Origin of the sequence: Gimesia sp. (assembly GCF_048262075.1) — a bacterium.
In the GTDB taxonomy this organism is placed as follows: domain Bacteria; phylum Planctomycetota; class Planctomycetia; order Planctomycetales; family Planctomycetaceae; genus Gimesia.
In genome coordinates, this window is sequence record NZ_JBLXFK010000001.1 from 12,897 (window position 1) to 26,131 (window position 13,235).

At 49.2% G+C, this 13,235-nt stretch carries 10 protein-coding genes and 5 tRNA genes; 8 read left to right on the top strand and 7 right to left on the bottom strand.

The window, feature by feature from the left end:
* Positions 1-210: 210 nt before the first annotated feature.
* The 6 genes from ACN0YH_RS00045 (at position 211) to ACN0YH_RS00070 (ending at position 1,401) form a co-directional block, all read left to right on the top strand.
* Positions 211-282: transfer RNA gene (locus ACN0YH_RS00045), tRNA-Phe, on the top strand.
* A gap of 21 nt (positions 283-303) precedes the next feature.
* Positions 304-376 (top strand) — tRNA-Glu (locus ACN0YH_RS00050).
* Positions 377-424: 48 nt separating this feature from the next.
* A tRNA-Ser gene (locus tag ACN0YH_RS00055) sits at positions 425-510 on the top strand.
* A gap of 85 nt (positions 511-595) precedes the next feature.
* Positions 596-681: transfer RNA gene (locus ACN0YH_RS00060), tRNA-Ser, on the top strand.
* A gap of 22 nt (positions 682-703) precedes the next feature.
* Positions 704-777 (top strand) — tRNA-His (locus ACN0YH_RS00065).
* A gap of 27 nt (positions 778-804) precedes the next feature.
* Positions 805-1,401, top strand: a complete 597-nt coding sequence (locus tag ACN0YH_RS00070) for an HNH endonuclease (protein ID WP_417377513.1) — start codon at positions 805-807, stop codon at positions 1,399-1,401.
* 42 nt (positions 1,402-1,443) lie between these two features.
* Here the strand turns inward: ACN0YH_RS00070 and ACN0YH_RS00075 are convergent, their stop codons facing one another.
* From ACN0YH_RS00075 to ACN0YH_RS00090, 4 genes are all read right to left on the bottom strand, one after another.
* Positions 1,444-4,167, bottom strand: coding sequence for a hypothetical protein (locus ACN0YH_RS00075; protein WP_417377514.1), 2,724 nt, complete (start codon positions 4,165-4,167; stop codon positions 1,444-1,446).
* Positions 4,168-4,438: 271 nt separating this feature from the next.
* On the bottom strand, positions 4,439-5,368 hold the full coding sequence (locus ACN0YH_RS00080; RefSeq protein WP_417377515.1) for a DNA integrity scanning protein DisA nucleotide-binding domain protein: 930 nt from the start codon (positions 5,366-5,368) through the stop codon (positions 4,439-4,441).
* A 343-nt stretch (positions 5,369-5,711) separates the two neighbouring features.
* The gene (locus ACN0YH_RS00085; protein WP_417377516.1) at positions 5,712-6,656 is read right to left on the bottom strand and encodes a DUF6263 family protein; all 945 of its coding nucleotides are present in this window, start codon (positions 6,654-6,656) and stop codon (positions 5,712-5,714) included.
* A 123-nt stretch (positions 6,657-6,779) separates the two neighbouring features.
* Entirely contained in the window at positions 6,780-7,640 is an 861-nt protein-coding gene (locus ACN0YH_RS00090) for an NAD(+)/NADH kinase (RefSeq protein ID WP_417377517.1), read from the bottom strand.
* 247 nt (positions 7,641-7,887) lie between these two features.
* On the opposite strand from ACN0YH_RS00090, the gene ACN0YH_RS00095 reads away from it, so the two are divergent.
* Both ACN0YH_RS00095 and ACN0YH_RS00100 read left to right on the top strand, forming a co-directional pair.
* Complete coding sequence (locus ACN0YH_RS00095; protein ID WP_417377518.1) at positions 7,888-8,541, top strand: hypothetical protein; 654 nt, start codon at positions 7,888-7,890, stop codon at positions 8,539-8,541.
* A 26-nt stretch (positions 8,542-8,567) separates the two neighbouring features.
* Positions 8,568-9,410, top strand: coding sequence for a sugar phosphate isomerase/epimerase family protein (locus tag ACN0YH_RS00100; RefSeq protein WP_417377519.1), 843 nt, complete (start codon positions 8,568-8,570; stop codon positions 9,408-9,410).
* A 73-nt stretch (positions 9,411-9,483) separates the two neighbouring features.
* Here the strand turns inward: ACN0YH_RS00100 and glmM are convergent, their stop codons facing one another.
* From glmM to ACN0YH_RS00115, 3 genes are all read right to left on the bottom strand, one after another.
* A complete protein-coding gene (glmM, locus tag ACN0YH_RS00105; protein WP_417377520.1) occupies positions 9,484-10,833 on the bottom strand; it encodes a phosphoglucosamine mutase in 1,350 nt (449 codons plus the stop codon).
* Between the two features lie 229 nt (positions 10,834-11,062).
* Positions 11,063-11,749 (bottom strand): lysophospholipid acyltransferase family protein, encoded by a 687-nt coding sequence (locus tag ACN0YH_RS00110; RefSeq protein WP_417377521.1) that lies wholly within the window; start codon positions 11,747-11,749, stop codon positions 11,063-11,065.
* 12 nt (positions 11,750-11,761) lie between these two features.
* Entirely contained in the window at positions 11,762-12,838 is a 1,077-nt protein-coding gene (locus ACN0YH_RS00115) for a sialidase family protein (protein ID WP_417377522.1), read from the bottom strand.
* Positions 12,839-13,235 lie beyond the last annotated feature (397 nt).

Consider the following 13,235-nt stretch of genomic DNA (forward strand, 5'->3'; position numbering starts at 1 on the left):
GGAGACGCTACAGTAAAACTGGACACAGTCTAGACAGAGAATTGAACTGAAACATGAGATACCTGGATTCACAGAACGGCAGTCATGAGTCACTTCCTTTAAGAAGTGAAGAGTCCAATGGGGATTTTACGCTCATGCTGTAGCAACAGGTCGTTCCAACAGAATTATCAAATTGGCCTGGTGTTCAGCGACATCAGGCTTTTTTTACAGGGATCGGTAGCTGAGATGGTTTAGCGGCGGTCTGAAGAACCGCAGACGAGGATTCGAGCACCTCCCGATCCACTTTCGAAATCATAAATCTATGCCCCGTTCTTCTAACGGACAGGATACTGGCCTTTCACGCCGGAGACGCAGGGTTCAATTCCCGCACGGGGTATTCAAAATCTGACTGGCTCAGAAGTATGACAGTCATTGGAGCAGATCAGGAAGTCATCCGGCTGGATGAGGGCTCTGTCTTGAAAACAGAGGGCGCTGATAAAGTGCTTGTGGGTTCGAGTCCCACGGCTTCCGCTGGAGAAAGGTGCTGGTCTACAGGTTTGAAAAGAGAGAAGAACCTGGGTGGAAAAGATGAAAAAAACGTAAATTTTAAGTGATTGGAAGGTAGCCGGATACGGTTTGCCGGACCGCACTGCTAATGCGTATGCCTGCCAGGGTGTGTGGGTTCGAATCCCATGCCTTCCGCTTTATATTCAGATACGATATGGTGTTTGTAGTGTAATGGTTTCGCACATAACTCTGTGACTGTTAAAGAGGTGGGTTCAATTCCCCCCGAACACCCCTTTATGAAAAGACAGGAATCCAAACATGGTGGCATCAACGCTGGAGCGGCCAACGCTGATACTGAATCGAAACTGGCAGCCCGTAGGTGTAACGACGGTTGCCCGGGCTGTGGTTAAGATCTGGAACGAGACGGCGCGGATTGTTGATCCGTCGGACTATCAGACCTATTCCTGGGCTGATTGGGCTCAACTCAAACCGGAGGATGATGAACTGGCAATCCAGAGCAGCCATTCCCGGTTTCGAGTTCCGGAAGTAATCACGCTGTTAAAATATGACCGTGTGCCCCGCAACGTGGTGACGTTCAGTCGGCGTAATGTTTTTAAACGAGACCATTTCACCTGCCAGTATTGTGGCTGTCAGCCTGGGAGTGAAGAACTGACGATTGACCACGTTATGCCTCGTTCTCAGGGGGGAGAGACTTCCTGGAGCAATTGTGTGCTGGCTTGTGTGGAATGCAACTCGCGGAAAGCAGCACGCACTCCCGGCCAGGCAGGGATGAAACTGCAGAAAGAACCGGTTCGTCCCAAATGGAAACCGTTCTATGCAATGCAGAACATGAGGATCGACAGCTGGTCTCGATTTATCAGTGAGACCTACTGGAACGTCGAACTGGAAACTTAAAGCAGAATGGTCCCCCTGAGTTTGATTCTCAGGGGGACTTTTTTATTGCAGATTATCCAGAACGGGAATCGCTTCTTCCTGATTGAGAGGCTTTTCCATCTGTTTTGACTGTACCTGGACTAAAACGCGCGCGTCACCTTTATCACGTGCCGCCAGTGTGAGCTCAAAGTTTAATGACTGTTTGGCTGCCAGTTCCTGAGCCGGTTCGAAGATGATATAGGAGCCCGCCTGCTGATAACGGCCTGGACCTTTTACTGCAACAAACACCAGTTCTTTGGGGATTTTGACCCGGAATTCGACATTCGTGGCTGAGGCACTTCCCTGGTTAATGAGCTGAATCTGCATCGCCATCTTTTCGCCGACGACCAGCGGACCTTTTAATTCACTGGTTTCCACTTTCAGCAATGGCTGCCCGATCACAACGGTTTCTGATTGAAGATTGGCGGAAAACTGAGTGTTGTTATCAGTGACAACCTGGAGGGTGCTGATCATCTTACCGACATCGACAGGCTCGAGTTCAATTGTCAACGTCTGAGTACTTCCGGCGGCCAGATCCTTGAGATCCCACTGGACTACTTTACGAACCTGATCGAATTTGCCGTTTGCTGATGCGGATAGAAACTTCATACCTGGCGGAATGGATTCGAAAACAGAGATGTTCTGAATCGTTTTTTCAGTGTTATTTGTAATCGAGTTCTCATACTCACCTTTGCTGCCCAGATATCTGCTTTTCGGACCTTTGCGGGTCAATAAAAACTGTTCCCCGTTTCCAATAACTTTCAGGGGGACTTCGGTTTCAGCTTTCAGATTTCCATCACCCACCACGCTGGAAATATTTTTGCCAGCACCTGGCTTCACAGCTTTGAGTTGCAGCTGAATCTGTTTTGTTTCACCAGCAGGAATGATACCGACGCTATATTCGAGATCATCTCCTCCCGGGTGTGTGAACTGCGGGGGGATGATGCTGCGAACATAAACATTTTTGGCATCACCGGTTCCGTTATTGGTAATCGTATAGTTGACGACGGCAATATCCCCTGGTTTGACTGCCTCCGGTTGATCCGATTTTATTACCAGTTTGGGCGCAGTGATCTTGGTTTCCGATGCGACTTCCGTCACAAAATTGACGGTGGCGACACTGCCGATCTGGCCAGCGTGTTCCGGGATGACGCGAATTGATATTTTCTTTTCTGCTCCCGGGCCCATCTCTCCCAGTCGCCAGATGATCCGGTCATCTATCTGCTCAGCACGGGGAATGGTTCCGGTTAACTTCGCTCCTTTGGGGATCCGGTCTTCCACAATCACGGACTGGGCAGATGTCGTTCCACTGTTTTTTACCAGAACATGATAAATGAATGGCTGGCCAAGCACCGCTTCGGGGGGAGCCATTTTCTGGATGGTCATTTTGGGTGACTGAGTTTTGAGATGGACGGCGGCAACTGCCGGTTGCCGAGTAAGCGGCTGATTTCCTTCTACCAGACTGAGTGGTTTGGGTTCTTCAGCCGGAGAAATCTCAATTGGTTGTGGTTGTGAAGCGTTAGCGGTTTCTCTCTTTCCCTCAATCGGAAACAAAGGTGGCTCTTGCAGATTCGCTTCTGGCTGACGTTTTTTGATGATGACAACATCTGATTCCTGTTTCGCCGGTTTAGGCGCTGATTCAATTTTCGCAGGTGGTTTCACAGTGAATGGTACAGGCTTGGTTTCCGGTAATTTCACTGGCTCGGGTTCGGAAGCCATGCTGGAATTAAGTTTTGGTTCCAGCGCAGGTTTGGAAGGAACAGTTGCCGGTTCAGACTGAAACGGATTGAACTCAGGTTCAACGGTTGGAGTGAGCGACAGAGTTTCTGGTTCGGGTGCCGGCTCAGGAACCGGTTTGGGCTCATTCTGTGGAGCATCTCCAAAGGGATTGAGCTCAATCGCCGGTGTCGGAGTTTCTAGGAACTCAACAGTCTTGGGAGTGGGTGCGGGTAATTCCATTTTTGGGGGAATACTACCTGTTGAGAAGGGACTATCTTCTGTTTCGGGTTCCGGGTTTACCCTGGTGGGTTCTGGGCTGGATACTGGTTTTTTATCAGCTGGTTCGTCAAATGGATTTGACGAAAATGACTCGTCTGCGAACGCCTCTCGTGGCGGGATCGTAGTAACCGGGTTTTCTTTGTCGGCAGCAGCATCTGCTGTTGTGGCAGGGCCAAACTGGGGACCTGCATCGAATTCCGGGAGAATCGGTTTCGTTGGTGTTGCTGGTTCTTTCTGAGAAACAACGGGTGTTTCTTCAGTCACTGTGAAAGGATTCTCTGAGAAATCCGGTGTTTTCATTTCCGGAGGTTCACGAAAATCCAGCCCCTTCACAGGCGAAAGGAGTTCTGCTTTTTCAACAGGTTCAAATTCACTGTCTGCTGCTGATTCATGATCGCCTGTCGTCGATTCTTCTGTTGCTGCAGTGAGTTTAATTTTGGAGAGTGGCGAATTCGAATTGGGAGCAAAGGGAGAATCGTCTTTTTTTGATTTGTCTGCTTTGAGCGGGAGTGCATTATGCGCTGCCAATTCTGAAAGCTCAGCGGGTACCTGGTCCAAGGCAACCGTATCGGGCTCACCGAGAGACGGTTCTGTTGCAGCAGACGTCTGCTCCGATTCCAGAACGTTCATCTGGCTCATTTGTTGTTCCAGGCTGCCGGACTGAATTCCTTTTTGCGCCTGAAGAAACATTAATACGCCGAGACCTACGACTCCGGCGACGGCGACCAGCTTGATTGCTACATTCGACATGGGACTCCCTTCCCGATGAATAAGCTCTTTAAGTTCTGCAGAAATTCCTGACTGGCATCAAAGTTTTAATACCATCTCCAGATCGTTTTCTGCTACTTTGGATGCTGCAAAATGTGGTCCCCATCTATGTTTGGGCTCGAACACCACAACATGCGGGGGTTTCATAGCAAAAATTACAATTCAGTGGAAGAGAATATTTGCGAAAATTTACGTATCTGCTTGCAAAAGATGATGATAGAGCTATCAACACGTAATTCAGAGAGCCAGAAGCTTATTCTGACTGGGGAGGCTCTGTATCAAAATCAAACCATTTCATGGCGCTACTCATCGGTTCGATTCGCAGTACGACATAGCCATCCTGAAAAATTCGTACAGTCCCGGTCGACTCTGAGACGGCAATGGCGATGGCACCGGTCTCTTTTGAGATTGCAGCAGCTGCCCAGTGCCGGGCTCCCAGGCCTTTAGAAAGGGTCAGGCCTTCCGCAGAGGCGTTTAAAATCCGTCCTGCCGATTGCACGACTCCATCAGAACTGATGATGAATGCGCCATCAATCTGAGCCAGTTCTTTCATGCTTTCTTTGACGCGCGGATTGCTGACCATACGGTCTTTTTGCGAGTAGCCTTTAAATGGGTCGTGAACCTGTTCATGTGAGGCAGCGATGACTTTCCGATGGTTGCCAACAACAAATAAAGCACCAACGGGTTTTCCTTCACGTCCTTCGCGACCTATCTCAACAGCCAGATCGACGACTGCCCGCAATGTCTGTAGGGGAACCTTGGTTTCCAGGCGTTGTAAATCTCGCGAAGTCAACTTTGCCAGATGGTCCGCCAGGCTGACAATGCTGAGTGAGTCTGCATGTTCCCGTTCGAAGCCTGCATACAAGGCAATGATCCGGTCGCCTGAAGCCAGGATTTCATCTGCGATTGCTTCCAGAATGGCCTGGCTGATCTGAACCTGACGTGTCTGGGGTTCATGAATCAAGGGGACCAAAGCAATTCCATCTTCCTGGGCAGCGCGTTGGACATCTGGTTTGTCTGAGGAGACGACCAGACGCAGTTTGCTCAACGATTTACTGATTTCCAGGAAATCATAAGGTATGTCGGCTAACAGGAAGACAACCTCAATCTCACAATCACTGGCCAGTCGCTTGGCCGCTTTTAATAAGCTGGTCAATTGTGGAGAAAGCTCTACCCGTTTCATATCCGATCTCAATCGCAGCACTGGTGTTTAATGACACATTGATTTCATAGCTCGTGCCATTTCAGGTTAATTGACCATTTTATAAAAATAGCGATAACAGCATCTTTCACGACATACGAATACTGCAGTCAGGAAAGGTGTTCCGTTCGTGTTCACTTGGGCGTGGGACGGAGCTGGTGGCTAAGTGAAATGGTTAATTGCAAGGAATTACATACCTTTACGGCGACATCTAAGTGTAAAATATTTATCACCAGCGTCAACACACAGAGACCGATCGGCTCTTAAAAAAAAGGACGTTTCCTGAAGTCAGAGATAAATTTCCTGCTCAGAGCCCGATATTGGATTACTCGCTGCTGGTCTCTGCTGTTTTCTGAGCCAGCGAAGCCGGATCAACCAGTAGCTCTGAGACGCTGGTGATAGCCCGCATCGCGCCCTGACCATCAAAGACGCCGACCTGGGCTTTATCCAGTGAGACATTCTGAGAAACAATCACTCCTTTTTCCAGGTCCAGTTTGATGGTTCCTGAGGGAGTTTTTTGAATCAGCTGAATGCTGAATTTAGGGTCATTGAGCCGTTCCATGATCTTGGTTTTAAAGCTGATGACCGCCAGATCACCCTCGACAGACTTGAGTGTGAATATTCGACGGATGGGGACTTTTTTGCGTAATGTTTTGCTGACAGAGACTTCTGCTTCAAAATCCTCGTTCCAGCTTTCCCCGATTTTGACAGAGTCTTCCGGAAGCGGAATCAGAAATCCCAGGCTGCGAGTTTTTTCATTATCGAGCTTTTCAGAGCCTTTTTTAGATGCTTCTTTGAAAATAGCTCCTTTGGAATTTTCTTGTAATTCCAGGACAGTGATGACTTCGCCCGTCGGTGAGTAAACAATTCGTGCAGGACGACCAATGGTTTTACGGATCGGGACAAACTGTTCCAGGTCTTTTTCCACAGGTTGGATGCTGTCAAAAGTCGCCGGGATACCATTGTTGAATTGCACACTCATCTGCACACGGTCAATCATCGTTTCGAGCGTGGCGTTACCGGATTCATCAACTGCGACCACCCGATAGTGTTTTTGGGTTTTTGTGGAGTTGACTGTCTTCTCTTTAGCCTCATTCAGTTCGACTGTGAACTGATTCTGGGCATCGACTGTGTAATGGGCAAAATCACCGGGAGTAAATTTAAAGCGCAAGGAGTAGGTCGTTGCGTCTTCTTCCGCGTGTAAGACAGAAACAGAAGCCAGAGATTGGCAAACGAAAAGTGACAACACACAGAACACAAAGGACCGCATCAGGGACTCCTTCCCTATTAAACTGATTGATAAATCTCCTTAACTTGTGGAGAAGTTAGCAGATCCGTAATTTTATGGGGAGGGCATTTTCGAGGAAGAGGGAAGAATTTCTTTCAGAAAAGCTTATTCTGCCCCGTATTTGGGTTGTCCGCCCCAGCCAAGTTTACGGTTGAGCCGTGAATAATAGTTGAAACCGGGAATGCGGGCCAGTTTGAATGTGACAGGAGCCCGTGTCAGCTCCAGGCGATCACCAGAGGAGTAGGGAACTTTGATCTGTCCATCAATTACCAGCATGGCCCCATCAGGAACATTCGCAGCAGTCAGCGAATACAGGGCATTCGCGTTATCGACCAGCGGACGGTTTGAGGGAGTGTGAGGGCAGATCGGCGTGATGACAAACGCCTGCAGGTCCTGTTTTAAGATGGGGCCGCCTGCAGACAGGCTGTGGGCAGTTGAACCGACGGGCGTACTGATAATCAGACCATCGCCACTATAGGTTGTTACCATTTCATTATCGATGGCTAATTCGACATCAATCATTGCCATCGCTCCTGCGGAACTGATAACCACTTCGTTCAGTCCCAGGTATGTATTCACCGTTCCATCAGAGCGGAAATGCTTGCATTCAAACATCAGGTGCTCGACGATGCGGTATTTTCGATCCAGCAGCAGGGAGAAATTTTTGCAGAACCCCTCTGGAGTGAGGTCAGCCAGGAATCCCAGCCGCCCCAGATTGACACCGATCATCGGTAATTGTTTAAGACTCATTTGTCGGCACGCCCGGAGAATCGCGCCGTCTCCTCCCAGGACTACGACCAGATCGGCTTCGGAATCGTCAGGGATAAAATCTTCAATCACTGAGACAGAGGAAACATAAACAGAAGTTTGTGCCTGAATGTGATTATGAATCTGCTCCCAGGCTGACTGAATATGCGTACTTTGATCACGCAGTAGAAACATCAGATTTAAAGGCGATTCAGACATATTCCACTTTCAGCACGATATCAGTCAAAGAGAATTAAACACAGTTATTTGTCTGGCATTATACGCATACCGGAATCAGTATCCAATCATGCGGATGTGCTTCTGATTTAATGGAGTCATGAAAATTCTGACAAAACGTTTACCAGCAGGGGAGATACCAGTGGTAAACTGTGAATTTGAATTCAGATGAGCTAGGATTGAAGGATCTTTTTGAACTGAGCCTGATGTCTAGCGGTACAACGTCTGTATGAATTATTTCGCACATGGAATGCGGTTTGTCGATCGCCCCTATTTTATGGTAGGCACAGCCCTGCCCGATCTGATGGCCGTCGTTGATCGACGCGCGCGGCTGCGGATCAGGAATGTTGCCCCTTTTGTCAGCGATGAACCGTCCATCGAAGCTGAACTCGCTTCAGGAATCAAACAGCATCTCGACGACGATCACTGGTTTCATTCTACTCAGGGATTTCTGGAAGTCAGTACCGATCTCTCAATTTTATTCCGCCAGATCTTTGCCAATGATGAAACAGCACGGGTCGGTTTCCTGGGGCATATCGTCACCGAATTATTACTGGATCGCGTGTTAATAGAACAAAATCCAGGACTCATAGACCAGTATTACGCTGCCTTCAGTGAAATTGATCCTCTGCAGACCGAAATCGTAACTAATAAAATGACGACCAAAGAAACAGATCAGCTCAAGCTCTGGCTGGCCCATTTTCCTAAAGAAGCTTTTTTAAGAGATTACCTCGATTCACAAAGAATGCTGGTACGCTTGAATCAGGTCATGAATCGGGTCAAACTACAACCATTGCCAGCAGAAACAATTTCAGTTTTAAATACAGGGCGGAAGATCGTCGAAAAGCGTCTCAACGATTTATTGCCGCCTGAGCATTTTTAATCTCAATTGATTGAAAGATAACAACGATGAAGTACGGCTTAAACATGCTGCTCTGGACCTCGGACGTCAACGAGTCCCATTTTGGACTTCTGGAACAAATTAAAGGTTGGGGATACGACGGCGTTGAACTTCCCGTATTCGAAGCAGATGAAAAGAAGTTTGCTCAGGTGGGAAAGAAATTATCGGAACTCGGTCTCGAAAGTACGGCGGTTACCGTTTGTACTCCAGATGAAAACCCGATTTCTGGTGATGCGAAAATCCGGGAAGCTGGTCTGGAACGACTGAAACGCATGATTGATATGTGCGCCGCCGCCGGGTCCACCCATCTGTGTGGCCCCATCCATTCCGCTCTGGGAGAATTTTCCGGTGCAGGTCGCACTGCCGATGAGTGGAACTATGGCAAAGAGACACTGGCTAAAGCGGCCGATTATGCCCAGGAACACAAGGTAATGCTGGTCTGCGAATACCTGAATCGCTTTGAATGCTATTTCCTGAATACAGCCGAAGACTGCTCTCAGTTCACTCGCGAAGTCAATCATCCCTATCTCAAAATGATGTATGATTCCTTTCATGCAAACATTGAAGAAAAAAGCATTACCTCTGCTGTCAAAGCCTGTGCCGACCAGATGGTGCACGTTCACATTTCTGAAAATGATCGCTCGACTCCCGGCGAAGGGGGCGTGAACTGGGATGAGACTTTCTCTGCTCTGAAAGAAGTCAACTACGATGGCTGGATGACAATCGAAGCCTTCGGACTGGCTCTGCCCGATCTCGCGGCCGCTACTCGCATCTGGCGTAAAATGTTCCCGTCAGAAGAGCATCTGGCAACCAAAGGTCTGGAGTTCATGAAAACTCGCTGGGAAGGTTAGTCCCTCTCCTCGTATTTCAGACCAAAGTAAAATGGAGTATACATCGTGCTGAATGTGTACTCCATTTTTTGTATCAGTGGACCGCTTTACCCACAATCTGCATCGCTGATTCACAGAGTGCTTCGGCGGCTTCACTCTCAGGGGCTTCTGCGATTACACGAATGATCGGTTCGGTATTACTGGCTCTGACCTGTACCCAGCGATCATCCCAGTCCAGTCGCAGACCATCTCCCTGGGAAGCCGTTGCGCTGTCAAAATGAGATTCAAGCGCGTTACAAGCATCTGCCACCTTTTCACGTGGGCAGGTGATTTTGTTTTTTACAATGCTGTATTGAGGAAGCGAATCTGACCAGCTGCTTAATTTCTGACCCGAAGCAGCAAGGCCTGCCAGTACGTAAGCCATGCTCACATAGCTGTCACGCACATAGCCTACCTTGGGATCAATCACTCCGCCGTTCCCTTCCCCGCCTAGAATCGCCGACTCCTGCTTCATTTTAGCACAGACATGGGCTTCCCCTACATAGGAGCGAAAGAAGGGACAGTTATATTTCGCAGCGATATCTGCAGTCACGCGACTGGTCGAGCCATTCACAACCACCGGCCCGGGAGTCCGTGCGAGTACATAATCAGCGGCCAGCGCCAGGGTGAGTTCTTCTCCAATATAGCGGCCCGTTTCATCAACAATCGCCAGGCGGTCAGCATCGGGGTCCTGGGCGAAGCCGGCATCGGCTCCTGCTTTTACGACGGCTTCACTCAAGCCGATCAGATTCTCTTTTAGTGGCTCAGGCGTATGAGCAAAATTGCCATCCGCGGTCCCCCCGAGTACGATGACTTCACAGCCCAGTGATTCGAGGAATCGAGGTGTCGAAACAGCCCCCGAACCATGGTTGCAGTCCAGCACGACTTTAAATTGACGCTGTTTGATCTGGTCCCGATCGATCAATTCAAAGACACGCGCCATATGCGGCCCAGCGGCATCTTCCAGTGTTTCCACAGATCCCAATTGATCCCAGCTGACATAGTTAAAGGTTTCATTGGTTAGAACGGACAGCAGTTTTTCGCCCTGCTCCTGGTTATACACGGAACCTTCAGAGGAAAATGGTTTCAGTCCATTCCAGGGAATCGGATTGTGGCTGGCGGTGATTTGAATGCCCCCGGCCGCTTTCAAATGAGTCACCAGAACACCGCAGGTCGGAGTGGTGGCGATCCCGGCATCAATCACCCGGCAACCGGTTGCCAGTAATCCACCAATCACAGCATGGCGCACCATTTCACCACTGCCCCGGCCATCACGTGAGAGTACGACTGTTCCCTGGTTCGCAATCGTACCAACGGCTGCGGCAAATCGGGTTAAATAATCGGGAGTCAGTCCATTACCAACCACGCCGCGTAAACCGGAAATACTGAGAATCCGTTCTGACATGAAATTACCTGATTGAGCTGGAGTAGAAGTAGTGGTACATCAATCCTGTATTGAGGGGCATTTGCCGTCAGGTAAGCACGACAACGAGCGTGCGGACTATGTCGGCCAACGAGTCATTCCAGGTCTGACAAGACAGTGGGGGTGAAAAATCAATCAATCTTACGAGAAACATAGTCGAGATGACTGAGATTGACAATCCCTTCTCGGCGAGAAAACAGCTGGCTAGAAATTAACTGGTCAGATCAGGATTCACCCAGGACTCAGCCTGCTGCTGACATGCGATCACCCGCTGGTGTGTCAGTTCCAAAAGATCTTTTTCTGCACCCCGTTCACAGAATTCCCGAATCTGTTCTGCAGAAATTGGTTCTCCAAAAACAACCCGTACCGAGCGGGGACGCAGAAAGTACGCCCCCCGTGGCAGCGCGCGAAAAGCACCTGCGATTCCAATCGGGTAGATCGCGACCTCAGTCCGTTTCAGTAGAGCCAGAAATCCCGGTTTGAAACGTTGGACCGACCCATCGGTGGTTCGTGTTCCCTCCGGAAAGATTCCGACGTAATTCCCACTCTCGATATTCAGTATCGCTGCACGAAAACTCTGCGAGCTGGCAGCCTTGCGACTGATCGGTATCACGAATTCATATCGCATGAATGGCCCCAGAATCGGGATCCGAAACAGCGAATCCCGGGCCATAAAGCTGACGGGCCTGCTGAGAGGCAGGCCAATCAATAGTGGATCTAGAAAACTCTGGTGATTACTGACCAGCAGGCCGCCTCCCTCAGCCGGTAAATTCTCCTTGCCCCGCGACTGATAGCGTAGCCAGATCGCAAAGAAAACCTGCAGGATCCATTGAAAAAGAATCCAGAGAAAATTCCTGCGATTACTGCGGGGAGGAGAAACCTGATTTACTTCAGCCAATTTCTCCGCCTCTCAATCAATCTCTTTGAGTTCCAGCTGGTCGGGATCAATGACCACGTGCTTGACCAGTTCGCGTCTCCAGGTGTAAGTAATATGTACCTTCCCATCTGACGTCTGGATCACAGCCGGATAAGAGTATTCCCCCTTCTTGTCTTCCAGAACCAGTCCGGTTTTCCAGTGTTTGCCATCATCGGAAATCGCGACATGCAGCGGGCTGCGTCCCTTTTTCGTGGGATTGTAAACCAGCAGCGCCCGGCCATCTTTCAGAGTAACGGCATCGGTTCCACTGTTGGGGTTAGGCAGTGAAGTCGGCGTTACTTTGCTCCAGGAACGACCATTGTCGTCAGACCAGGCTTCCACAATCTTACCCTGGCGACTGCGACAGAGAATCTGCAGTTTGTCTCCATATTTCAGTACCGAAGGCTGGATTGCACCAATTTCACGTCCATCGTTTAATGGACCCGTTCGATGCCAGGTTTTACCCAGATCAGGCGTCCATTCCATCTGTAACTGCCAGCCATCATGCTCCGTACTGGCCGGGCAGAGTAATGTGCCATCAGATAACAGGAACGGCTTGTTTTTCACCGGGCCGACAAATCCATCAGGCAGACGCCGGGCTTTGCCCCAGGTCTTACCATGATCGTGAGAAATCTTCAGCATGCCCCACCATTCACTCGGATTGGGACCGACCTTATAAAACAGCAACAAAGTCCCGGGCTTCGTCTGAAACAGAACCGGGTTCCAGCAAGGCCAGCGTTTCGAAGCATCTTTGACGCCATCAGCAACACTGACAGGAGCCGACCAGCCATTTCCCTGGTTACGTGACAGCCAGATTTCGACGTCCGGGTTCTTCTCAGCCGTTCCACCAAAAAATGCACAAACCATGCCTTCAGGGGTCTCAGCGATCGTCGAAGCATGACACGATGGAAAGGGAGCCTGATCGTAGATAAATTCCTGCATGACGAGCCCCGGTTGATCGGGAGTGGTTTTCTCAGGGGCTTTTCCAAACGTTGGTGTCAGACTGACTAAGCAGACAGCCAGAGCAGACATTAGACAAGCCGACAGTTTCACAGATAATAAGAGTCTCATAGTTGTACCTTCTTCGCCAGGGGGGGCAGCAATTTGAGATAGGAATACAGAGTTCTCTGTTCAGAGTATCATTCATTGTAGAAAAGTGGAATTAGCAACGAAAATCTAATCTTCGTAAATCTGGAAATAGTACCTGATTTCAACGTAAGTCTGGAAATAATGGTAGTTTTCATGCTTAAGTCTGGCTAACAGCGAACACAGGCCGGCGAATTGTTTTTTACGATCAACATCGATACGATGGCTCATTACTAATCGAGGCCTTTTTAACAGTAAAACTGCCTCTTTCCAACTCATCTCGGATCATTCTGCCGAATCCAATCGTGTTTTTCCGATGGGTGAGTTCCCTTGAAAGCAAATGTGCTTAAACAAGCCTGAAGAATTATCAAATAAGAAGGTA

Coding starts and splice junctions, on each gene's coding strand:
- ACN0YH_RS00115 (WP_417377522.1), bottom strand. CDS start 12,838: ATGAGACTCTTATTATCTGTGAAACTGTCGGCTTGTCTAATGTCTGCT.
- ACN0YH_RS00075 (WP_417377514.1), bottom strand. CDS start 4,167: ATGTCGAATGTAGCAATCAAGCTGGTCGCCGTCGCCGGAGTCGTAGGT.
- ACN0YH_RS00095 (WP_417377518.1), top strand. CDS start 7,888: ATGAATTATTTCGCACATGGAATGCGGTTTGTCGATCGCCCCTATTTT.
- ACN0YH_RS00090 (WP_417377517.1), bottom strand. CDS start 7,640: ATGTCTGAATCGCCTTTAAATCTGATGTTTCTACTGCGTGATCAAAGT.
- glmM (WP_417377520.1), bottom strand. CDS start 10,833: ATGTCAGAACGGATTCTCAGTATTTCCGGTTTACGCGGCGTGGTTGGT.
- ACN0YH_RS00080 (WP_417377515.1), bottom strand. CDS start 5,368: ATGAAACGGGTAGAGCTTTCTCCACAATTGACCAGCTTATTAAAAGCG.
- ACN0YH_RS00100 (WP_417377519.1), top strand. CDS start 8,568: ATGAAGTACGGCTTAAACATGCTGCTCTGGACCTCGGACGTCAACGAG.
- ACN0YH_RS00070 (WP_417377513.1), top strand. CDS start 805: ATGGTGGCATCAACGCTGGAGCGGCCAACGCTGATACTGAATCGAAAC.
- ACN0YH_RS00085 (WP_417377516.1), bottom strand. CDS start 6,656: ATGCGGTCCTTTGTGTTCTGTGTGTTGTCACTTTTCGTTTGCCAATCT.